Origin of the sequence: Burkholderia sp. BCC0322 (assembly GCF_902833045.1) — a bacterium.
Taxonomy (GTDB): domain Bacteria; phylum Pseudomonadota; class Gammaproteobacteria; order Burkholderiales; family Burkholderiaceae; genus Burkholderia.
This window is the reverse complement of the sequence record NZ_CADFDU010000010.1, coordinates 203,963-222,481: the sequence shown is the minus strand read 5'-3', so window position 1 is coordinate 222,481 and position 18,519 is coordinate 203,963. Positions and strand designations below refer to the sequence as shown.

Genomic DNA, 18,519 nt, shown 5'->3' with positions numbered 1-18,519 from the left:
CATGCAAATCGATCTTCCTGTCGTGTGGGCCGCGATCATCGGCCTCGGCGTATTCATCTACGTGATGCTGGACGGCTTCGATCTCGGTATCGGCCTGCTGTTTCCGTTCTTCGACGCGAAGGCCGAGCGCCAGGTGATGCTCGACACCGTCGCGCCGGTGTGGGACGGCAACGAGACGTTCCTGGTGCTCGGCGGCGCCGGGCTCTACGGCGCATTCCCGGTCGTGTATTCGACGCTGCTGCCGGCGAACTATCTGCCGCTGGTGCTGATGCTGGTCGGGCTGATCTTCCGGGGCGCGGCGTTCGAGCTGCGCGCGAAGGCCACGCGCACGCAACACATGTGGGATCTCGCGTTCATCGGCGGCTCCGCACTCGCCGCGTTCTGCCAGGGGATCGTGCTCGGGTCGCTGCTGCAAGGCATCAAGATCGAGAACCACCAGTTCGCGGGCGGGCCGTTCGACTGGCTGTCGCCGTTCAGCCTGCTGTGCGGGATCGGCGTGCTCGTCACGTATGCGACGCTCGGCTGCGGCTGGCTGATCCTGAAGGTCGACGGCGAACTGCAGCGCAAGATGCGGCTCCTGATGAAACCGCTCGCGGGCGTGCTGCTCGCCGTGATGGGCGTGGTCAGCCTGTGGACCGTGATCGGGCTGCCGGCCGTCGCGCATCGCTGGTTCGGCAGCGGCAACCTCGGCTGGTTCCTGCCGGTGCCGGTTCTCGTCGTCGCGTGCGTGTGGGGCATCTTCCGCACGGTGAAACGCGAGCACGAGGCCACGCCGTTCCTGTTGACGCTCGCGCTCGTGTTCCTCGGCTACACGGGGCTCGTGATCAGCATCTGGCCGAACATCGTGCCGCCGTCGCTGTCGATCTGGGATGCGTCGTCGAGCCATTCGAGCCAGCTGTTCGCGCTCGTCGGCACCGTGATCGTGCTGCCGATCATCCTCGTGTACAACGCGATGCAGTACCGCGTGTTTCGCGGCAAGGTGCGCGAGGGCGATATCGGCTATCACTGAGCGGCTATCGCTGAGCGCCGCCCGATGTGACGGGCGCAGCGGGTGCAGCGGGCGCGGGCGTATCATCACGCGCAGCGCAGCTCGGCGCCCGTGCCCGGCATGCACCCGACAGCGGCCCGCCACGCGCGGGCCGTTGCGCATCGGGCGCCGGCGTGCCGTTTGATGCATCCCCTCGCAGTCGAGAAAACACCATGATCGTCCGACCACAACAAAACTGGCTCAGGATGCTGTTCGTCTGGAACGGCTCCGTGCTGCAATCGATCATTCCGCAGCTCGTGTTCATGGCGATCGTCAGCACGCTGGCGGTCTTCACGAACGGGCGCATCTTCGGCGAGAAGATCCCGCTGAACACCGCGCCGTTCACGCTGTTCGGACTCGCGCTCGCGATCTTCCTCGGGTTTCGCAACAACGCGAGCTTCGAGCGCTTCAAGGAGGCGCGGCATCTGTGGGGCAGCCTGCTGATCGCGGCGCGCGCGCTGACGTCGCAGCTGAATCGCTACCTGCCCGACAGCGTGAGCGACGCCGAGCGCAACCGGCTCGCCGACCTGCTGATCGCGCTCACCTATGCGCTGAAGCATCAGCTTCGTCATACCGATCCGACCGCGGACCTGCAGCGCATTCTCGGTGCGCAACGCACGGCCGAGCTTGGCGGCAAATGCTTCAAGCCCGTCGCGATCCTCGACGAACTGCGCGGTGGCATTGTCCGCGCGCTGGGCCGCGCGCCCGGCAGTGACGCGATCTGCTGGATGTTCGAGACGCAGCTCGACGAGGTCGGCAAATCGGTCGGTGGTTGCGAACGCATCCTGTCGACGCCGATCCCGTTCTCGTACAGCGTGCTGCTGCATCGCACCGTGTATGCGTACTGCGTGCTGCTGCCGTTCGGCCTCGTCGATTCGACGGAGTTCTTCACGCCGCTGATCTGCGTATTCATCTCGTACACGCTGATCGCGCTCGAAGCGATCGCGAGCGAAGTGGCCGAGCCGTTCGGCCTCGCGCCGAACGCGCTGGCGCTCGATGCGATGACGCGCACGATCGAGCGGTCGGTGCTCGAACTGGGCGATCGCCCGCTGCCGGAGGAATTTGTACCGGCGTCGACGTACCAGATCACGTGAGCGGGGGCGCGCAAGCGCGGAAGGCGTGGATCGCGTCGGGCGCTAGAATGGCGTTTGCCTGTTCAGGAGAGGCTGACATGCGAATCTACGTGACGAGTATCTTTGTCGACGATCAGGACAAGGCGTTGACGTTCTATACCGACAAGCTCGGTTTCAAGCTGAAGAACAACGTGCCGGTGGGCGAGTACCGCTGGCTGACCGTGGTGTCGAAGGACCAGCCGGACGGCACGGAACTGCTGCTCGAGCCGAGCAACCATCGCGCGGTCGGGCCTTACAAGCAGGCGTTGTACGAGGACGGCATCCCGGCGGCATCGTTCCAGGTCGACGATCTCGATGCGGCGTTCGCGCGGCTCACGGATCTCGATGTGCGCTTCACGCTGGAGCCGATGGACGCGGGGCCCGTGCGCGTCGCGGTCATCGACGATACGTGCGGGAACCTGATTCAGCTGATGCAGATGAAGTGACGCAATGCGTCGCGCGAGGCGCTCAGCGTACCGCGAGCGGCGACGCACGGTGCATCCAGCTGCACTCCTGTGTGCGGCGCTGGATGCGTCGCACGCATTCGTTCTGCACCCGCCGGCGGCGCGAACGACATCGCACGTGACGGTGCCGGGCGCTCACGTATCGCCCGCGAGCGGCAGGGTGACTCCGGTGCGAAATGCCGCGCTCAGGTAGACTCGTCTGCCCTTCAACGGAGTCGATACGATGCAACTTCTCGATCACGTGTCGATCGGCGTGCCGGATATCGACCTGGCACGCCCTTTCTACGATGCCATCATGGCCGCGCTGGGCGCAGCCAAGGTCTATGACCGGCCGACCGCGCTCGGCTATGGCGAGCGCTGCAATGCGAACGACACTGCATCGACTTGCCTGGCGGTCTATCTGGATCCCGCTGAAATCGGCGCGAGCAAGCGGCACTGGTGCTTCAAGGCCGCGAGCCGCGAGCAGGTCGACGCGTTTTTCGAAGCGGGCCTTGCGACGGGTGGGCAGTCCGACGGTGAACCCGGCTTGCGGCCGCATTACCACGGCGACTACTACGGCGCGTTTCTCGTCGACCCGGCCGGCAATCGGGTCGAGGCGGTGTGCCACGCGTCCGCGCCGGCGCATGCATCGTGATGAAGCGGCGCGTGCATCGACGCTCGCTTGCGCACGTGGCGCGCTGATTGCCGCGCGCCGGCCCGATACCGTCCGGCACGCGCAGCGCATTCGCGCGCATGCTGCCCGCGCCGCTCAATCGAAGTAGTTCAACCCCATCGCGCCCTTCACCTCCGCGAGCGTCGCGCCGGCCACGTCCCGTGCGTGCAACGTGCCGCGCTTGAGGATCGCCATCACTTCGGCCTTGTCGGCCTCGAATTCGCGACGGCGCGTGCGGATCGGCTCGATCAACGCCTGCAGCCGCTCGTTCAGCACGCGCTTGACGACGCTGTCGCCGAGCCCGCCGCGACGGTAATGCGCCTTCAACTCGTCCACCTTCTGCACGTCGGGCTCGAACGCATCGAGGAACGTGAACACGACATTGCCCTCGACCTGGCCGGGATCGCTCACGCGCAGGTGGTTCGGGTCCGTGTACATGTCCTTCACGGCCTGCGTGATCTCGTCCGGCGTCGAGCCGAGCGTGATCGCGTTGCCGAGCGACTTGCTCATCTTTGCCTTGCCGTCGATCCCCGGCAGCCGCGTGACCGGCGACAGCACGGCCTCGCATTCGACCAGCACGGGTTGCTCGACGGTCGCGTTGAAGCGGCGCACGAGTTCGTTGGTCTGCTCGATCATCGGCAACTGGTCGTCGCCGACCGGCACGTGCGTCGCCTTGAACGCGGTGATGTCGGCCGCCTGGCTCACCGGGTAGGTCAGGAAGCCGGCCGGGATGTCGCGCTCGAAACCGCGCAGGCGGATCTCTTCCTTGATGGTCGGATTGCGTTCGAGGCGCGCGACCGTGACGAGGTTCAGCAGGTATTGCGACAGCTCGGCGAGTTCCGGCACCTGTGACTGCACGACGATCGTCGAGATCGCCGGATCGATGCCGACCGCGAGATAGTCGAGCGCGACTTCGATCACGTTCTCGGTGACGCGCTGGCGGCGGCCCATGTTGTCGGTCAGCGCTTGCGTGTCGGCGAGCAGCAGGAATTGCTTCGCTTCGTGCTGCATGTGCACGCGGGCGCGCAGCGAGCCGATGTAGTGGCCGAGGTGCAGCGGGCCGGTCGTGCGGTCGCCGGTGAGGATGGTCGGTCGGGTCGGGTGGGTCATGTTGGTCGTTGCTCCGGGTTATCGAAGCCGCCAGCCATGGTGTCTGCGCAGAAACGCAAATGCCGCCATCGCTGGCGGCATCACGTTTGGGACATGCAAAAGGAAACGGGCCGCCTGGGTCAGGCGCGCCACCAGCAATGCAGGTTCGGCAGGGCGGGTTGGGTTTCCATTGCGCGAGTATAGCGTAGTGCGGGGCGGGGCGGGACGTGCCGCGTCAGCGTATGACCGACTCCATCGCCAGGTACGCGGTTTCGGCCGACGGCCATAGCAGGTACAGCAGGCCGGCCATCAGCAGCAGCGCGCCGGCACGTACCAGCGGCGTGCGGTCTTTCTCGCGCGGAGGGCGGAGGGACGGCTTCGAGTTCTTCATGCTTGCTGGCGCACGAGGCGCCACTCCAACGGTTGCTGCAACGGGTCGGGTGGGGCGACGCCGGGGTGTTGCGGGGAAACGGGGGGGGCACAGCGGCATCGGTGTCTGGGCGGCGCAAAAAAGGGGTGACCGGATGGGTCGCCTGGATGCCCGAGTGCATGCTGCGCGTCACATATTGTGAGCCGACCGAATGCTACCAGTTTGGCGGCTCGCGAACCGTCAAGAATTGTCGGGCGATGATCGGGTTAAAGAGCGGTCGGGCGAGCAGAATTTTTTCGTCGGGTATCTGAAATATTGAAAATTATTAATAAATTCAATGAATTACTGCTGTTTTTTAAGGGGTCAAATTAGTCGGCGGGACATCGTTGTATTTGTCGCGAGTTCCTTCTTGCAATTGCGAGGTGGCCACCACAATACGATGGTTTTTATGTGAACGTTGCACTTAAAATTGACGGCTAAACAATTAAGCGCGTAGGTGACGTGGCGGTCTGAGAGCGCCGTCGCCGAATGGCCATCGACAAGTGAACGTGACCGAAATGCCGCGCGCCTTCGTTAGTGCGCTCGATCAGAACAATCATGCGCGATCCGGTTTCATTGGGGCCGTCATCAGGATGCGCTGGCGCATGTCCTGGTATCGCAGAACGTGGATTTGACGGAAGGCCTTTGTACTGGGATCGAAGGGCACTTGACCTGTCTGTCTTCGCGCCCGAACCTTCCGCTGTCCGCTTTCTTGGGGCTTCCTGATGGCATGTCAAGACGATCGTACGTCCAGCGTTCGGCTGGGGTAATCATGCGAGTTCCGATGAGTTCTACAACATCTAAACGGTTGCGCCTGACGGGCGTGTTTTCCCTCTTCCTGTTCTTTGCTTGTGCCGCTTGCTCGATGAACGATTCCCTTCCGCGAAATATGTCGCTCGACGCTTTCAATCCACATCGCGAGACGTTTGATTGCGTGCACGAAGCCGCCGTCGTTCCGGCCGTTGATCCAGAGGCCGATCGCTGGAATCAGCAGGCGATGAAGATGACAAGTGCATTGTTGTGGCCGAACCAGCGCGACTACGCTGGTGCCGTCGTGCTATGGAGCAAGGCTGCTGAGCGCAAGCACTGGAAGGCGATGCTGAACCTTGCGAATGCCTACGCGCAGGGGTTGGGTGTCGATCGCGATACCGAGCATGCGTTGCAGATTACCGAGCAGGCCATGAAGCTGGGCATCCCTGCGGCCTATGATCTTATGGGCACGTACTACATGAACGGAGTTGGAGTAAAGCAGGATGCCAGCCGCGCGTATGCGTTCTGGCAACTTGCTGCGGACAAGGGTAGCCCGAGTGCGATGGCTTATTTGGGCAGTAAGCTCGATGCAGTCTACGATGATCCGAAATCGGGTTTTTGGGGCAATCGAAAGGTTGCGCTCAAAATGCTCGAGTGTGGCTTCGCCCAGGGTAGCGGGGATGCAGCGTACGCTCTCGGAACAACTCTCGTTGGCTCCGACCAATCACTTGGCGAAGATAACGTGCGGGCTCTCAAGATCCTGCATGAAGGCGTGAAATACGGAAGCGCCAAGAGCGCAGCGTATTTGTTTGGAGCGTTCGACGATGGCGATGCCGTGGTCGGCAACGTGAAGGATCGTGCCCGGGCCGAGCGTTATAGTGTTCTTGCCGATCGCCTCGAGCGCGACCCGGATCTTCGTCTGCCTAACCTGGACAAAGTAGCGCCGCTGCCGCCGGCCAAGCTGCCCAAGTGGGACGGCAACAAGGAAACTTTGATCAATGCGGCGAAGGCGGTGACATCGGGGCCGACGTCACTTTCCAAACCTGCCGTGCAACCGGTATCGTTGCGTGCCGGTCGCGCACACGTGCCGGATGGCTACATGCTGCCGGAGAAGCCGCAGGTCGCCGTTCCCCCGCAGGCGGAAACGACCGCCGCCCCTGTCGGGCGCTATTGGCTTGCACAACTGAAATATCCGGCTGCCGAACGGCACTTTGCGTGGAATACGGAACAGGTGCCGATGCGTTACCGGAAGGACGAATTGTTCGATCGGAGCCGCTCAGGCCTCGTGCCGGAAGATGGTCGCATCTTCTTCCACTACGTCGGCGATGCAATCCCCATGCCTGCGAAGCAGGAGGAATTGCATCCCCGCGTGGCGCAAGGTATTGCGCGCGCTGCCGAATTTCCTGACCCCGCCATCCAGTGTCGCGGTTCGCGCGCGTGTCCGGTGACGGGCGTCTGGCAGGCCAGCGTGGCGGTCGATCATCCTCGGGCGGCCACGTTCAATCAGTGGTATCGCCAGGCCTATGTCATGCAGGGGGACGCGTTCCCCGATCCTTGGACCGTCCATCTGGACGTATCGCCGACGGACGTGACGTGGACGTGGTGGAACGAGGCTAATCGCCTCGGGTTCGCGAAGCTGCCTCAGGTCAGCGTCGGCAACTTTTCCGACGATGCGTGACGGGAGGGGAGGTGCGTAAAACGACGATGGCCGCGACCGTGGTTGCCGGAGGCCTGCTATTGGCGGCCTGGGGCGTGCTCGCGCTCGTGGGAGCCGTCGCCCAGGTCAGCGGAGGTAGCTACGGTTCGCACGATGTGAGTGATCTCGCGATCGGGAATTTCCTGTTTCTCGGGCCGCTGATTGCATTGGGCGGCTTGGTCGCATGGTTCGCCAGCCGTGACTCGACAACGCCCGGCGATGCTGACGATCCTCCGTCGGGCAACGGCGGGAGCGATTCGTCTGCTCCCGTGCATCGGGATGCAGACTCATGAGTAGTACCGAAATCATCTACAGGCATGACCAGTGGCGCAAGGGCGCGGGTGGTATGCCCGCAGGGCTGTCCGGTCAGTCGGACAGTTCGGCCTATGCCGGCCTCGATCTGAGTCTTGCGCAGTTTGTCGGCGGTAATTTCAGCGGCAGTCGCTTCACCGGAACGTCGTTTCGGCAGGCCGGTTGGAAGGAATGTCAGTTTTCAGCCTGTACGTTTGTTGGTTGCGATTTTGCGGAAATTGCAGTTTCCGGATGCACGTTCGTCGATTGCAGTTTCGATGAAGCGACGTTTCACGGCAGCACTTTCAATAGCGTCAAGTTTCTGAGATGCAAATGGAATGGCATTCGGTTCGACGGCAACACGTGGCATTCGGTGCAAGTGCTGGACTGCACCGGGACCACGGTCGAAGCTCACGGGCTCAAAGGGTTGGACGTGGATTTCACGGGGAGCTATTTCGAGCATCTGGCGTTCGAGGACACGGAAATCAACGGTGGACATTGAATCAACGTTGTATCCCTCATCGCGGTTGCGAACGCCATTGAGGCGCTGCACGTGCAGCGTCGGAAGATCATCAAGGCACGAGGTCCCCTCCCGTCGGGCGAGGTCGCGCTCTAGCTGAGCTGGCTGGCCCTGCGGAACATCATTGCCAATTGGACCGGCTCCCGGCACGACTGGAAAAGCGCGATGACGCAGGTTGTGCTGCTTTGCCCAGAGCGATTCGACATCGGAATCTGAGTCCTGACCCGCCTCGCACACGGAATTCCGGTTACCCCCGAGTGCTGCGCCGCTTCTCGCTCGCCTTCGGCGAGCAGCGGGAGCGCGCCGGCCGATTCGCGTCCAAAGTATGCGAGCAGGCTCCAGGCGTCGCTTTTCGCCTCTCGCGCGAGCGCCATGCGCCTCCGTTCGTCGGGCAGCAGATTGTCGAAGAACCGCTGGATCGGGCGATCGGTCGACGTATCGATGCACGTTTCCACGCGCAGCCCGAACGTCGGCGACATCCGGTACCCGGCGCACGCAGCCGGCGCGCGGCGACCGATTTCACGGACGCGTCTCACGGTTCGTCCATACAGCGGTCCTGCCGAACTTTCCGGCGAGGCCGTCGCACGTCCATTCCCGGGAGAACACCATGCGATATCCATTGCAGCCTGCCGACCAGGGCGCCTCGTCGCTGCGTCCGTCCGCACCCCGACCGCACGCACCGGCGCCGCGGGCCGACATCGAGGAGAGGAAGCCATGAGCCACGAAGCACTCGACCCGCTGCTGCGGCAGTTCGCGGAGAAGCGGCTGGGGCGGCCCCTCGCGCCGGCCGAAGAACAGGCGCTGCTGGAGCAACTGCCGGGCAGGCACGGGAACCCGCCGGCGCCGGCTGCCAACACGGCCGCGCCGGCGGCCGCCGCGAACCCGCCATTGCCGCGCTTGAAAACCCGGCAGGAGGCGCGGGAGCAGGTCAAGCATTTCCTGCAGCTCAACCAGCAGAAGGCGTACGAGAAGATGCGCGGCATCCTGCAGACGATCGACGCGCAGAACGAGACGACCCTCGGCATGCTGGCATCGGAACAGCGGAAAGTGTCGGGCGTGCTCGACGCGCACGCGCCGCCGGACGACGCGCAGGCATCCGGCGCGGCAGAGATCCAGGACAGCACCCGCGAGGCGCTGGCGATGATCGGCGAACAGTTGACGGGCCTGATCCGGCAGGAAATCGACGCATGCTTTCGGCAATACGTCGATTCGCTCGCCGAACGGCTCGACGCCAGGCTCGATGCGATGGAGGCGCGGTTGCGAAGCGCCGACGCCGCCCCGGCCGAACCGTCCGAACCGACCGCTGTCGTCGCCGCTGCCGTTCACGATACCGCCGGCCAAGCGTCCATGGAGTAGCACGCGGGTGATTCGGCAGACAGCCAAACCGGCCGGCCCCGATGTGCGACCTCTCAACTACGTGAACCAAGGAGCAACAAATGACTGATACGTGTCAAGTGTGCCAGGTCAATCCCGCGATTACCGATGCGGTCACACAGGTCAACGTCAAGGTGGTCGCGGAAGCGCCGGCAATGGCGATGGGCTCGTTGTACCAGGCCCAGAGCCACTCGCTCAGCATCCTGTTCGAGAACGCGGTGCAGCAGCAGTCGCAGGCCGCAATCCAGTCGCAGACGTCGACGAACGTAGGGACGATGCAGCTCTATACGATCGGGCCGGAAAGCGCGGGCGCGGCCGCCACGGAAATCGGGGCGAACGGGATCATCTCCATTCTGGCCGACGTGATCGCGATCGGGAAGGCAGTCAAGCCCTGACGTGCCATCGCAACGCCGTGGTCGAGCGGCGGCGCAAGCGGCGCGCGCCGCCGAAGTCGCCGCCGTGCCGCGGATCCGCAGTACGGCCGCCGGCGCCTGAACAGGGGGGCCGCGCGGTATTCCGGAGCAACAGACAGAACGGGCGGAGCCGATTCGATGCGGCGCCTGTTCGCGAACCAGGAGAAATACGATGCCAAACGACGCAAACGACGCAAAGGACCCGAAAGACGCCTGCAACTGCAAGACGTGCGCGGTGAACGCCGCGATCACTGACGCGGTCACGCAAACCAACGTCAAGGTGGTCGGCGAAGCACCTGCGATGGCAACGGGCTCGCTGTACCAGGCTCAGAGCCATTCGCTCAGCGTGCTGTTCGAGAACGCCGTGCAGCAGCAGTCGCAGTCGGCGGTGCAGCTGCCGACCTCGACGAACGTGGGCACGATGCAGCTGTACACGCTCGGGCCGGCGAGCGCAGGCGCCGCCTCGACGGAAATCGGCTCGAACGGCGTGCTTTCCGTGCTGGCCGACGTGCTCGCGCTCGGCAAGGCGCTTGCCTGACGCGCAGCCCGGCGTCGACGCCGGGCGGCGGCCCCGATCGGTGGCTGCCGCCCGGCGCCCGATGTCGTGTCGGCGCTTGCGACGTATCGACAATCCGGTGCGGCGCGCGTCGCCGGCCGACCCTCTCATGCTTTCGCCGTAACTGCACCGCAGCGGCGAGCCAACCAGGAGCAACGACATGCCGGAACGGGTTTCCGCCGCGGTGACCGATGCGGTCACGCAAGCCAACGTCAAGGTGGTGGGCGAGGCGCCCGCCGTGGCCTTGGGCACGCTCATGCAGTCGAACAGCCATGCATCCGCGATCCTGTTGCACAACGCGGTGCAGATGCAGGCGAACCAGGCGATGTCCAATCTCGCCGCGACGACGGTCGGCGTCATGCAGCTTTATGCCGGCTCGCCGGCGGCGGCGGCCGGCGCCGCGCGGTCGGCGAACGACAGCTTTGCATCGCAGCTGGCCGCCGTCGCGCAGCTGATGAACGCGATCGGCCACTGGCGCGGCTGATCCTCCCCGCGCGGCGCCCGACCCGGCGCACGCGATTTCCCCGCGCCGCGGCACCGCACGACGCTCGTGCGTGCCCGGCCGTCAATTGGCGTCGACGATGGTCCGAAGCTGCTCCGGCTTCTGGATCGTCACGCCGTGTTCGTGAAGCCGAATCAGGCCGTCGCGCTGCATCTTCTGCAGGCTGCTGTTCAGTCGCGGCCGGCTGACGTTGAGCATCGCCGCGAGGACGCTCTGGTTCTCCGGCAGCGGCACCTCGAGATCGTTCCCTTGCATGCGGTTCAGCAGATGGCGCGCGAGCCGGGCGTCGAGCCGGTACAGGCATGCCGACTCGACGAAGTCGCTCAGCTGGTGGATATGCTGGCACAGCTGCTCGTGGATGCGGCCCATGAATTCCGGGTTGGTCAGCAGCGGCGCGAAGTGCGGGCGATGCAGCAGCGAAATGCGGCAGTCGGCGCTCAACTGGGCGGTGAAGTTGCGCCGGTGCGCGCGAATCAGTGTGGTTTCGCCGATGAGTTCGCCCGGCATCGAGTGGCCGAGAATGATCTCGCGTCCACCGGGTTCGTGCAGCGTCTTGTAGACGCGTCCGCGGTGCACGAATGCGATGAAATCTCCCGGATCGCCCTTGAAGAACAACAGGCGATTGCCGTGTTCGGGCCAGGGCGTGACATGCCGCTCGATATGAGCGATCAGGCTTTCCGGAAGGTCGGTGAGTATCGGTATATTGCGCAGCGTTTGAGCGTTAGCAAGGGCAGGCATGTTTTCCGCGCGAGGTTGTTTGACGATACGGCCACCTAGCGGAAAACGCTGCCTCCGGCATTGCGTGAAAAATGAATAATGAAAGTGTCGAGATAATCGGCAAGCAGACCGCACAGGACGGCACTTTGGCGGCAACGGCGCCTGGTCGATCGACACGGGTAACTGCATGCCGGCGCACGAACAATGCGCGGCGGCAGTCGTTCTTTTTCATCGCAATGCCGTTATTCAGGGCCGGCGACGCACCTGAAACAACGGATCGGGAGATGCCGGAGAATTGAAATTTCCGTTCATAATAATCAAGAAAATTTACCCGATCCGATTATCGTTATAACGGTGTTACGCGGGTAACAGCGCCATTCGCGGAGTCGAATCGATTCTGTGTTTTCCATAAAAACAGGAAGGCACGGGATGACAACCTCGAACCAGCACGCTGCCCCGGCGCCCGAGTCTCCGGCGCAGCAACTCGATCGCACCTGGCGGGAAATGCAGGGGAAATTGCGGCGCCGCGCGCGCCTGTTGTGCAAGGGCGATATTCACCGCGCCGACGAACTGCTCTCCGATACCGCACTCAAGGTGCACATTTACCTGCAGCGCTCGCCCGAGCGCGTTCAGAACCTGGCCGGTTTTCTCTTTCTGGTGCTGAACCACGCATTCCTCGATGGCACACGGCGCCGGCTGCGCGAAAGCGGCATGCTCGAATTCGACCCGGACTGGGACGACGATCACACCGTCGAGCTGGCCGGCCACGCGCCGTCGGTGGAGCAGCAAATGCTGCTTCGACAGCAGCTGCTGCGTCTCCAGCAGGCGCTGTCCGCGCTGCCCCCTCAGCAGCAGATGCTGTTCACGCTCAAGTTCGAGGAAGACCGGCCCTATCTGCACATCGCGGCGACACTCGGGATCAACGAGCCGCTTGCCCGAAAGCGAGTCGAGCTGTTGCGCAAGAAGTTGCGCGAGGAACTCGCGTAAGCGCGTTCACGAACGCGGGCACGCAGCGTTCCTAACGGCATGTGCGGCGTCGCTGGCCTGCCGGCCCGTCCGTTCCTTCAATCGCATGCCGGAGCCGGGTTCCGAGGAGGCCTCGTGGCAGACAAAGTCAATGAGCAGATTACCGATGCGGTGACGCAGACCAACGTCAACGTCGTCGCGGGATCGCCGGCCCAGGCGCTGGGCACGCTTTACCAGATGTTCAGCCAGGCCGTCGGCATCTCGGCGCAGAACATGACGCAGCAGCAGGCCGCGCTGAACCAGATTTCGAACGCCGTCGTGTCGAAGGCGGTGGCCATGATCCTGTCCGTGGAAGCATCGCCGAAGAGCGCATCGGGCGGTGGATCCGGCGGCACGCCGCAGATTCCGGCGGCCGGGCCGCAGACGGGCTCCACGCATTAGGACGTGACGACTCTCGGGATACCTGAATCATGAACATGAAAGGTCTTTTGGGCGGACGCGGTGACGGCACGGCGCAGCCGCCGGACGAAGTCTCGGACGCCGCCGCCGAAGCCGCGACGCCGGCCGATGCCACGCCGCATGCCGCGACACCCAAGGCCGGCGCGCGCGCGTGGCCGGTGAACCGGCTGCGCCGGTTCACCGATGCATTGAAAGCACCGAACCAGGTCGCGGATGCGGCCGGGGCCGGCGGCTCGGCGCTGCAGACCGTGCAGGCGATCAATGCGGAGGCGGCGTCCTATGCGACGACGCAGATTGCCGTCGGCCCGAACATGATGATCACGCAGGCGGGCGGCATGGTCGCGCAGGCGGCGGCCAACTATTTCGAGGCGACGACGTCGCTGGCGATCGCGGGCAAGAGCGTGCTGATGAAGGACCTGGCGCAGAAGACCGTCGACGAGAACGTGGCCGGCATGGCGATGGATGCGGTGGGCCTGTTGTTGACCGACCTGTTCGTGGCGACCGCGGCGATCGTCGCGGGCGCCGCGGAAGCGATCGAAGGGGAGGCCGCCAATGTCGCGCTCGACAGGATCGACGAGAGCCTGCAGAAGTATCAGGCGCTGCTGGACAAGAAGGGCGCGTAGGGTGCGCCGAACGATGCAGCAACGGGCTGCGCCGGCAGCGTCGACGACGGCCCGGCAGGCGCGCAGCGACAGGCATCGAGTCGAAGCACGCGTGATCGTCCGCGTGGCACGGGTGATCGCGCCGATGTGGAACGTCGCAGGCAATTGCCTGCCGCACGCGCATCGACGGCGCATCGATCGACACGACCCGCCGGGCCGTCGGGCCCGATGCGGGATGTGAGCGGCGGAACCGACGCACGTTCGCTGTCCCGAACGCGTCGAGGCCCGCTATCTGTAGTCCTATCCATCACGTGAGGAACCCATGTCCTACATCATTCACAACGTACACGGTCCTGCGCCGCTGGCGGTTGGCGAGCGCACCTGGGGAGATGCGACGGAAATCGATTTCGGTGCGATGACGAGCTGCATCGCGCTCGTCGAGCAGGCACCGGCTCAGCCCACGCAGGTGCGCGGAATCCACCTGTCGATCGTTAGCGCCGACGGCACACGGGTCTACGATCCGGCGGCGGACGTGGCCGGACAGGTCGAGACGATCATGCAGCAGAGCGGCGATCTGCGTGCATGCCTCGGCCGCATCGACCTCTGGCAAGCCAGCCAGACGCAAGAGCTGCAGGATTTCTTCGTCGGGCTGATGCAGAGCCTCGACATGCTCGATTGGGTGCAGGTGCCGGACGGCAACTTGCGGGTGCGGATCCACGGTGGCGTGATGCAGTATCGGCATGGCACCGGTGCATGGACCAACGTGTAGCCTGCACGATCCGTTGAATCCAGTGCCCGCTGCGTGCGCGGGCGCCGGTTCGAACGGCACGGCCAAGGATCGTCGCGGACGGGGGGCGCGCGAGGAGGAAGTCGAATGGCTGAGATGCGACTTGCTCGGGATCTCGTCGTCCCAATGTAGCGATGCAATCGTCCTTGTCCTCCGCGAGTTTTCACCCGCTCGTGCGACGCGAACCGAACGCGCCGGAGACGCACGTTCGCAGCGCCGTCACACGCGCGCCTCAATACGCTCTCCCGGCTGGAAGCGATTGCACCGGCCGAGCGGCAGCCGGCGATCGTAAGGTATCCGTCGGCTGATTGCATTAATAAACTCCGTTATGCGCCCGTGATTATCCGGCGCCGGTTTTTACGATCTCGTCGCAAATTTGCTTGATTATTCATGAAAATAAAGCGAACCAATAACCCCGGCCGATGCCAGTTTTTTTTGATAATCAGGCCTGCCTTTTCCTTGCGAAAACCAACGCCATCTGCTTTATTTACTCATACCAAATCAGGATAAAACGCTATCGGGGTATCTCGGCTGCTTCGCCAGGCATTCGTGCCTGCCGAATCGGCATCCATTCACTACCGCATTCTTACGATCTGAAGGCGCAGCCCCTTTTCAGAGGCCGTGCTGCGCCTGTTGCGCGTGTCCACGCCACCCATGGAGGCGAACAGGTGACCACGCGGGCCTGCCTATGGCCCGCCGGTCAATGCATTTCAAATACCTGGCGCTGTTTTAATAAAACGAATTCAATTGAGCGTGAGTTTGACTGATTTTTTGAATTACCTGCTTACGTTCAAAATCTGGCGGCCAAACCGTAACGCTATCCACGAAGGGGATTGGGCACATCATGAATAATGCACCTGGAGTCAGAGTTCGTCCGTCGATCGAATCGTTGCAAGCCGAATATCGGAAAGGCAACAAAAAGCCGCTGGAAGACCTGATGCGCGCGTGGAAAGGCATCAAGGAATTACCGCCCGACGATCCGAACTCGTTCTTCATGATCGGCGGCTTCCACGGCGAGCCGTTCCGCGGTGCCGGCTGGGGATCGGCGTCGTACTGGGGCGGCTATTGCAACCACGGCAACGTGCTGTTCCCCACCTGGCACCGCGCCTACCTGCTGCGGCTGGAACAGGCGCTGCAGAGCATCCCCGGTTGCGAGCAGGTGATGCTGCCCTTCTGGGACGAAACCAGCGAAGAGTCGCTGACGAAAGGCATTCCGTGGGCGCTGACCGACCCGGATTTCGAGCTCGACGGCGAAAAGATTCCGAACCCGCTGGCCTCCTTCTCGTTCAACAGGGCGATCACCGACAACATCAACGGCGACGATCCCAATTACAGCAAGCCGCTGCCCTACGTCACGGTTCGCTACCCGTTGTCGGGGCTCGTGGGGACCGAGAAGGACAAGGCCGCCACCGAGAAGCACAACGCCAAGTTTCCCGACCCCAAGGAAAACGTCGTCATACTGAACCGGAACATCGTGGACTGGCTCACGTCGTACATCGTCGTGAAGGGCAAGGTGGTGGACACGAATGTGAAGCGCAAGTACGAGCAGTGCCTGGACGCGCCGAACTATACGGTGTTTTCCAACACGACGTCCGCGGCCGAGTGGAACGAGAATCTTCCGGCCGGTGCGATTCCCGTCGTCCCGCTCGAGTCGCCGCACAACAAGATTCACCTTGCCGTCGGCGGATTCGACGTGCCGCACGGCCCGAACCAGGGCGATTTCTCGCCGATTCCGGGCGCCAACGGCGATATGGGCGAAAACGACACGGCGGGCCTCGACCCGATCTTCTATTTCCACCACTGCTTCATCGATCGCGTGTTCTGGCTGTGGCAGAAGCGGCATGGCTTCACGCAGCACCTCGACGTCATCGCCGAGTATCCGGGCACCAACTCCGTCGATTCGCAAGGGCCGACGCCGGGCACGGTGCCCAACGCGTGGCTCACGCTCGAATCGCCGCTCGACCCGTTCAAGAAGAGCGAGAACGGCAAGGAGCGCGCCTATACGTCGCTCGACTGCATCAACATCGAGGAGCAGCTCGGCTACACGTACGGCCCCGGTTCGCTGGAAAACCAGCCGGCGTACTCGCTGGCGGCGTCGACGGTGCAGGCCGGCAACAGCAGCAAGGTCGTGCGCGTCTCCGGGCTGAATCGTGCGCCGATCGCCGGGTCGTTTCTCGTGTCCGCGTACGTCAACGTGGACGGCGAGCGGCACCTGCTCGGCACGGAGGCCGTGCTGAGCCGCTGGAGCGTGCAGTCCTGCGCGAACTGCCAGACGCACGTCGAAGTGAAGGCGTTCTTTCCGCTGGACCAGTTCGCGGAAAGCGCGGTGCAGGATGCGCAGTACGACGTCGAGATCCATACGCGTGACGGCGTGCGCCTTCAGACGCCACCCGCGTCACCCCCCGCGTCGCAAGCCGTCGCCGGTGCGGCTCCGCAACCCGTACGGAAACTGTTCCGGCTCGAGGTCCGCTAGCCGCGGCGCGTGACGAACCGGCGCCGTTGCCTGGCGCCGGTTCACCGCGGCACGTCGACAACGTGGACATGAAGGAGAGGCGCAGGCATGAGCTACACACCCGAAACCGGCAGCCTGGCGGGGCTGTGGACCTACCGCAGTTTCCTGAACGATCCCGACCCTGCGACCGCATTCAACGACCTTGAATTCGGCCTCGGCACGATCGAGATCGCGCAGGCACCGGCGGGCATTTTCAAGGGGCGCATTTTCGGCCCGGGATGGGAACTGCAACTCAACGGCTGGATCAGCTACGGGAATCCCGGCACGGTGCGATTCCAGGGGCGCGGCGTGGTCGGCGGCGAGGAATGGGTCTACGACTATGTCGGGTACGTGAGCGCGCCCTGGCCCAATGGTATCGATCAGCGTCCGGCGCTGACCGGTTCGATCGTCCGCACGGTTCCGCATGCGAGCGGCGACGGCGGCGTCGCGCCGGCCGGCGTGGTGTGCTCGTGGTATGCGGTGATGAGAGATCCCGCCTGAACGGCCATGACGGCTCCGACCGCACCACCGGCCGACACGGCCGGGCGTCCGGCGACGGCGACGGACGCGATCCGCGCGTGCGCCGGGATCGGGCCTGCGCGAATCGCCATGGTTTCGAGGTCAGAACGCGTACGCGGCGGGCTGGCGTTCGCGTTCCTCGGTTTCCTGACGTGCGACTTGCCGACCCGGCTGCAAGGTGTCCCTTCCGGCTGGATATGGAACGGCATCGGCGCGATTGCCTGCGGCATCGCCGGCTACTCGACGCGCAGCGGCTCGCCCGGCAGGTGTGCGCGCCGGTCGATGCTGTGGTGCATGGCCGCGATCTGCACGGGCTTGACGCTCGATGCGATGCGCTCCCCGCTGGATGCCGTCCTCAACCTCTGCGGAGGAACCCTCGATGCCGGCGCCATGTGGAATTCGCTCGTGCTCCATCTCCAATGGTTTCCGATGTCGATGCTGGCCATGCTGGCGCTGTTGATCCGGCGCGAGGTCGACCGCAAGGCCGGGCATCGGCGCAGCACGGTACGCGCTCGGTTTCTGGCTCCGGTTCGGGTCGCGCTTGAATTGGCGGCGATGTTGCTCGTCATGGCACTCGGCATGAGCGCGATCAAGGCATTGGCGTTCGGCATGGGACTGCGTTGGGACACGAACGGCGTGGCCGTTGCGATGCTCGTCAGCATGCTGGCGTTCTACGCGCTGAGCGATCGCGCTGCACTCGCGGAGGTGTCGTTGAAAGATCGCCTGCGCAATAAAAACGGTCCTGTTGCTTAGGATGGCAAAAATAAACCGGAGGGCATAGACGCGTGGAAGTCGCTCGGCGCGGCAGTGCACGGCATGGTGGATCTGCGGGTGCTGTCGTGCTTCAACCTCCTGCGCCACCCGGTGCCGCCGGCCGCGCTCGCGCGGCTGGACACGCTGTCTCCGGACGAGTCGCGTACCTGCGAAGCTATACGGATCTGTCGAAGCCGGTGTTTGACGGCCCGCGTTTCCGCAACGTGAATCCGCAGGCTTAGGTGCGACGGCCGGCGTGGGACATGCGCGCCGGGCCAGCGGGCGGGGCCCGCCATCCGGCCGGGGGGCGGCGGGCGCCTGCAATGGGCGACGCCCGGCGCGGCCAGTCGCGCCTCCCCCCCAGCTTTTT

21 protein-coding genes and 3 pseudogenes are annotated in these 18,519 nt (G+C 64.1%); 20 read left to right on the top strand and 4 right to left on the bottom strand.

What is annotated here, in order from left to right; genetic code table 11:
* The first annotated feature begins 1 nt into the window (after position 1).
* From cydB to HWX39_RS25665, 4 genes are all read left to right on the top strand, one after another.
* Entirely contained in the window at positions 2-1,009 is a 1,008-nt protein-coding gene (gene cydB / locus HWX39_RS25680; RefSeq protein ID WP_175970597.1) for a cytochrome d ubiquinol oxidase subunit II, read from the top strand.
* A 191-nt stretch (positions 1,010-1,200) separates the two neighbouring features.
* A complete protein-coding gene (locus HWX39_RS25675; protein ID WP_175970596.1) occupies positions 1,201-2,121 on the top strand; it encodes a bestrophin family ion channel in 921 nt (306 codons plus the stop codon).
* Positions 2,122-2,198: 77 nt separating this feature from the next.
* Complete coding sequence (locus HWX39_RS25670) at positions 2,199-2,585, top strand: VOC family protein (protein WP_175970595.1); 387 nt, start codon at positions 2,199-2,201, stop codon at positions 2,583-2,585.
* 241 nt (positions 2,586-2,826) lie between these two features.
* Positions 2,827-3,237, top strand: a complete 411-nt coding sequence (locus tag HWX39_RS25665) for a VOC family protein (RefSeq protein WP_175970594.1) — start codon at positions 2,827-2,829, stop codon at positions 3,235-3,237.
* Positions 3,238-3,351: 114 nt separating this feature from the next.
* Here the strand turns inward: HWX39_RS25665 and trpS are convergent, their stop codons facing one another.
* The gene (gene trpS / locus HWX39_RS25660; protein ID WP_175970593.1) at positions 3,352-4,365 is read right to left on the bottom strand and encodes a tryptophan--tRNA ligase; all 1,014 of its coding nucleotides are present in this window, start codon (positions 4,363-4,365) and stop codon (positions 3,352-3,354) included.
* Positions 4,366-4,579: 214 nt separating this feature from the next.
* The gene (locus HWX39_RS25655) at positions 4,580-4,735 is read right to left on the bottom strand and encodes a hypothetical protein (RefSeq protein WP_175970592.1); all 156 of its coding nucleotides are present in this window, start codon (positions 4,733-4,735) and stop codon (positions 4,580-4,582) included.
* 802 nt (positions 4,736-5,537) lie between these two features.
* Here HWX39_RS25655 and HWX39_RS25650 point away from each other — a divergent pair.
* From HWX39_RS25650 to HWX39_RS25635, 4 genes and pseudogenes are all read left to right on the top strand, one after another.
* The gene (locus HWX39_RS25650) at positions 5,538-7,181 is read left to right on the top strand and encodes a DUF6396 domain-containing protein (RefSeq protein ID WP_244135100.1); all 1,644 of its coding nucleotides are present in this window, start codon (positions 5,538-5,540) and stop codon (positions 7,179-7,181) included.
* Positions 7,182-7,207: 26 nt separating this feature from the next.
* Positions 7,208-7,492 (top strand): hypothetical protein, encoded by a 285-nt coding sequence (locus tag HWX39_RS25645; protein ID WP_244135099.1) that lies wholly within the window; start codon positions 7,208-7,210, stop codon positions 7,490-7,492.
* Positions 7,489-7,992: a pentapeptide repeat-containing protein gene (locus HWX39_RS25640; protein ID WP_175970591.1), complete on the top strand. Its 504-nt coding sequence runs from the start codon at positions 7,489-7,491 to the stop codon at positions 7,990-7,992. Before HWX39_RS25645 ends, HWX39_RS25640 begins: the two co-directional genes overlap by 4 nt.
* 30 nt (positions 7,993-8,022) lie before the next feature.
* Positions 8,023-8,226, top strand: a pseudogene (locus tag HWX39_RS25635) (IS256 family transposase); the annotation flags it as partial.
* Between the two features lie 50 nt (positions 8,227-8,276).
* Here HWX39_RS25635 and HWX39_RS36410 read toward each other — a convergent pair.
* Positions 8,277-8,495: pseudogene (locus HWX39_RS36410) on the bottom strand (HipA N-terminal domain-containing protein); the annotation flags it as partial.
* A 229-nt stretch (positions 8,496-8,724) separates the two neighbouring features.
* Between HWX39_RS36410 and HWX39_RS25625 the strand changes: the two are divergent.
* The 4 genes from HWX39_RS25625 to HWX39_RS25610 all read left to right on the top strand — a co-directional run bounded on the left by HWX39_RS25625 (position 8,725) and on the right by HWX39_RS25610 (position 10,837).
* Positions 8,725-9,366 carry a hypothetical protein gene (locus HWX39_RS25625; RefSeq protein ID WP_175970590.1) on the top strand — a complete coding sequence of 214 codons (642 nt, stop codon included), beginning with the start codon at positions 8,725-8,727 and terminating at the stop codon, positions 9,364-9,366.
* An 80-nt stretch (positions 9,367-9,446) separates the two neighbouring features.
* Positions 9,447-9,779 (top strand): RebB family R body protein, encoded by a 333-nt coding sequence (locus HWX39_RS25620; protein ID WP_175970589.1) that lies wholly within the window; start codon positions 9,447-9,449, stop codon positions 9,777-9,779.
* 190 nt (positions 9,780-9,969) lie between these two features.
* Complete coding sequence (locus HWX39_RS25615; RefSeq protein ID WP_175970588.1) at positions 9,970-10,335, top strand: RebB family R body protein; 366 nt, start codon at positions 9,970-9,972, stop codon at positions 10,333-10,335.
* 202 nt (positions 10,336-10,537) lie between these two features.
* Entirely contained in the window at positions 10,538-10,837 is a 300-nt protein-coding gene (locus HWX39_RS25610; RefSeq protein WP_231937802.1) for a RebB family R body protein, read from the top strand.
* A gap of 81 nt (positions 10,838-10,918) precedes the next feature.
* On the opposite strand, the gene HWX39_RS25605 is transcribed toward HWX39_RS25610, so the two are convergent.
* Positions 10,919-11,749, bottom strand: coding sequence for a Crp/Fnr family transcriptional regulator (locus HWX39_RS25605; protein WP_244135098.1), 831 nt, complete (start codon positions 11,747-11,749; stop codon positions 10,919-10,921).
* A 252-nt stretch (positions 11,750-12,001) separates the two neighbouring features.
* Between HWX39_RS25605 and HWX39_RS25600 the strand changes: the two genes are divergently transcribed.
* From HWX39_RS25600 to HWX39_RS36405, 8 genes and pseudogenes are all read left to right on the top strand, one after another.
* A complete protein-coding gene (locus HWX39_RS25600; protein ID WP_175970586.1) occupies positions 12,002-12,559 on the top strand; it encodes a sigma-70 family RNA polymerase sigma factor in 558 nt (185 codons plus the stop codon).
* 114 nt (positions 12,560-12,673) lie between these two features.
* Positions 12,674-12,979, top strand: coding sequence for a RebB family R body protein (locus HWX39_RS25595; protein ID WP_175970585.1), 306 nt, complete (start codon positions 12,674-12,676; stop codon positions 12,977-12,979).
* A gap of 35 nt (positions 12,980-13,014) precedes the next feature.
* Positions 13,015-13,620 (top strand): hypothetical protein, encoded by a 606-nt coding sequence (locus tag HWX39_RS25590; protein ID WP_244135097.1) that lies wholly within the window; start codon positions 13,015-13,017, stop codon positions 13,618-13,620.
* A gap of 301 nt (positions 13,621-13,921) precedes the next feature.
* Positions 13,922-14,368: a hypothetical protein gene (locus tag HWX39_RS25585; RefSeq protein WP_175970583.1), complete on the top strand. Its 447-nt coding sequence runs from the start codon at positions 13,922-13,924 to the stop codon at positions 14,366-14,368.
* Positions 14,369-15,275: 907 nt separating this feature from the next.
* Positions 15,276-16,859, top strand: a complete 1,584-nt coding sequence (locus HWX39_RS25580; protein WP_244135096.1) for a tyrosinase family protein — start codon at positions 15,276-15,278, stop codon at positions 16,857-16,859.
* 87 nt (positions 16,860-16,946) lie between these two features.
* Positions 16,947-17,378: a hypothetical protein gene (locus HWX39_RS25575; protein ID WP_175970581.1), complete on the top strand. Its 432-nt coding sequence runs from the start codon at positions 16,947-16,949 to the stop codon at positions 17,376-17,378.
* Positions 17,379-17,384: 6 nt separating this feature from the next.
* Positions 17,385-18,149, top strand: coding sequence for a hypothetical protein (locus tag HWX39_RS25570; protein WP_175970580.1), 765 nt, complete (start codon positions 17,385-17,387; stop codon positions 18,147-18,149).
* A 30-nt stretch (positions 18,150-18,179) separates the two neighbouring features.
* Positions 18,180-18,391 (top strand): annotated as a pseudogene (locus HWX39_RS36405) (ferritin-like family protein); the annotation flags it as partial.
* Positions 18,392-18,519: the final 128 nt, after the last annotated feature.

What these genes read in the sequence shown, in the direction of transcription:
- cydB (WP_175970597.1), top strand. Translation starts at nt 2, where the DNA reads ATGCAAATCGATCTTCCTGTCGTGTGGGCCGCGATCATCGGCCTCGGC.
- HWX39_RS25675 (WP_175970596.1), top strand. Translation starts at nt 1,201, where the DNA reads ATGATCGTCCGACCACAACAAAACTGGCTCAGGATGCTGTTCGTCTGG.
- HWX39_RS25670 (WP_175970595.1), top strand. Translation starts at nt 2,199, where the DNA reads ATGCGAATCTACGTGACGAGTATCTTTGTCGACGATCAGGACAAGGCG.
- HWX39_RS25665 (WP_175970594.1), top strand. Translation starts at nt 2,827, where the DNA reads ATGCAACTTCTCGATCACGTGTCGATCGGCGTGCCGGATATCGACCTG.
- trpS (WP_175970593.1), bottom strand. Translation starts at nt 4,365, where the DNA reads ATGACCCACCCGACCCGACCGACCATCCTCACCGGCGACCGCACGACC.
- HWX39_RS25655 (WP_175970592.1), bottom strand. Translation starts at nt 4,735, where the DNA reads ATGAAGAACTCGAAGCCGTCCCTCCGCCCTCCGCGCGAGAAAGACCGC.
- HWX39_RS25650 (WP_244135100.1), top strand. Translation starts at nt 5,538, where the DNA reads ATGAGTTCTACAACATCTAAACGGTTGCGCCTGACGGGCGTGTTTTCC.
- HWX39_RS25645 (WP_244135099.1), top strand. Translation starts at nt 7,208, where the DNA reads ATGGCCGCGACCGTGGTTGCCGGAGGCCTGCTATTGGCGGCCTGGGGC.
- HWX39_RS25640 (WP_175970591.1), top strand. Translation starts at nt 7,489, where the DNA reads ATGAGTAGTACCGAAATCATCTACAGGCATGACCAGTGGCGCAAGGGC.
- HWX39_RS25625 (WP_175970590.1), top strand. Translation starts at nt 8,725, where the DNA reads ATGAGCCACGAAGCACTCGACCCGCTGCTGCGGCAGTTCGCGGAGAAG.
- HWX39_RS25620 (WP_175970589.1), top strand. Translation starts at nt 9,447, where the DNA reads ATGACTGATACGTGTCAAGTGTGCCAGGTCAATCCCGCGATTACCGAT.
- HWX39_RS25615 (WP_175970588.1), top strand. Translation starts at nt 9,970, where the DNA reads ATGCCAAACGACGCAAACGACGCAAAGGACCCGAAAGACGCCTGCAAC.
- HWX39_RS25600 (WP_175970586.1), top strand. Translation starts at nt 12,002, where the DNA reads ATGACAACCTCGAACCAGCACGCTGCCCCGGCGCCCGAGTCTCCGGCG.
- HWX39_RS25590 (WP_244135097.1), top strand. Translation starts at nt 13,015, where the DNA reads ATGAAAGGTCTTTTGGGCGGACGCGGTGACGGCACGGCGCAGCCGCCG.
- HWX39_RS25585 (WP_175970583.1), top strand. Translation starts at nt 13,922, where the DNA reads ATGTCCTACATCATTCACAACGTACACGGTCCTGCGCCGCTGGCGGTT.
- HWX39_RS25575 (WP_175970581.1), top strand. Translation starts at nt 16,947, where the DNA reads ATGAGCTACACACCCGAAACCGGCAGCCTGGCGGGGCTGTGGACCTAC.
- HWX39_RS25570 (WP_175970580.1), top strand. Translation starts at nt 17,385, where the DNA reads ATGACGGCTCCGACCGCACCACCGGCCGACACGGCCGGGCGTCCGGCG.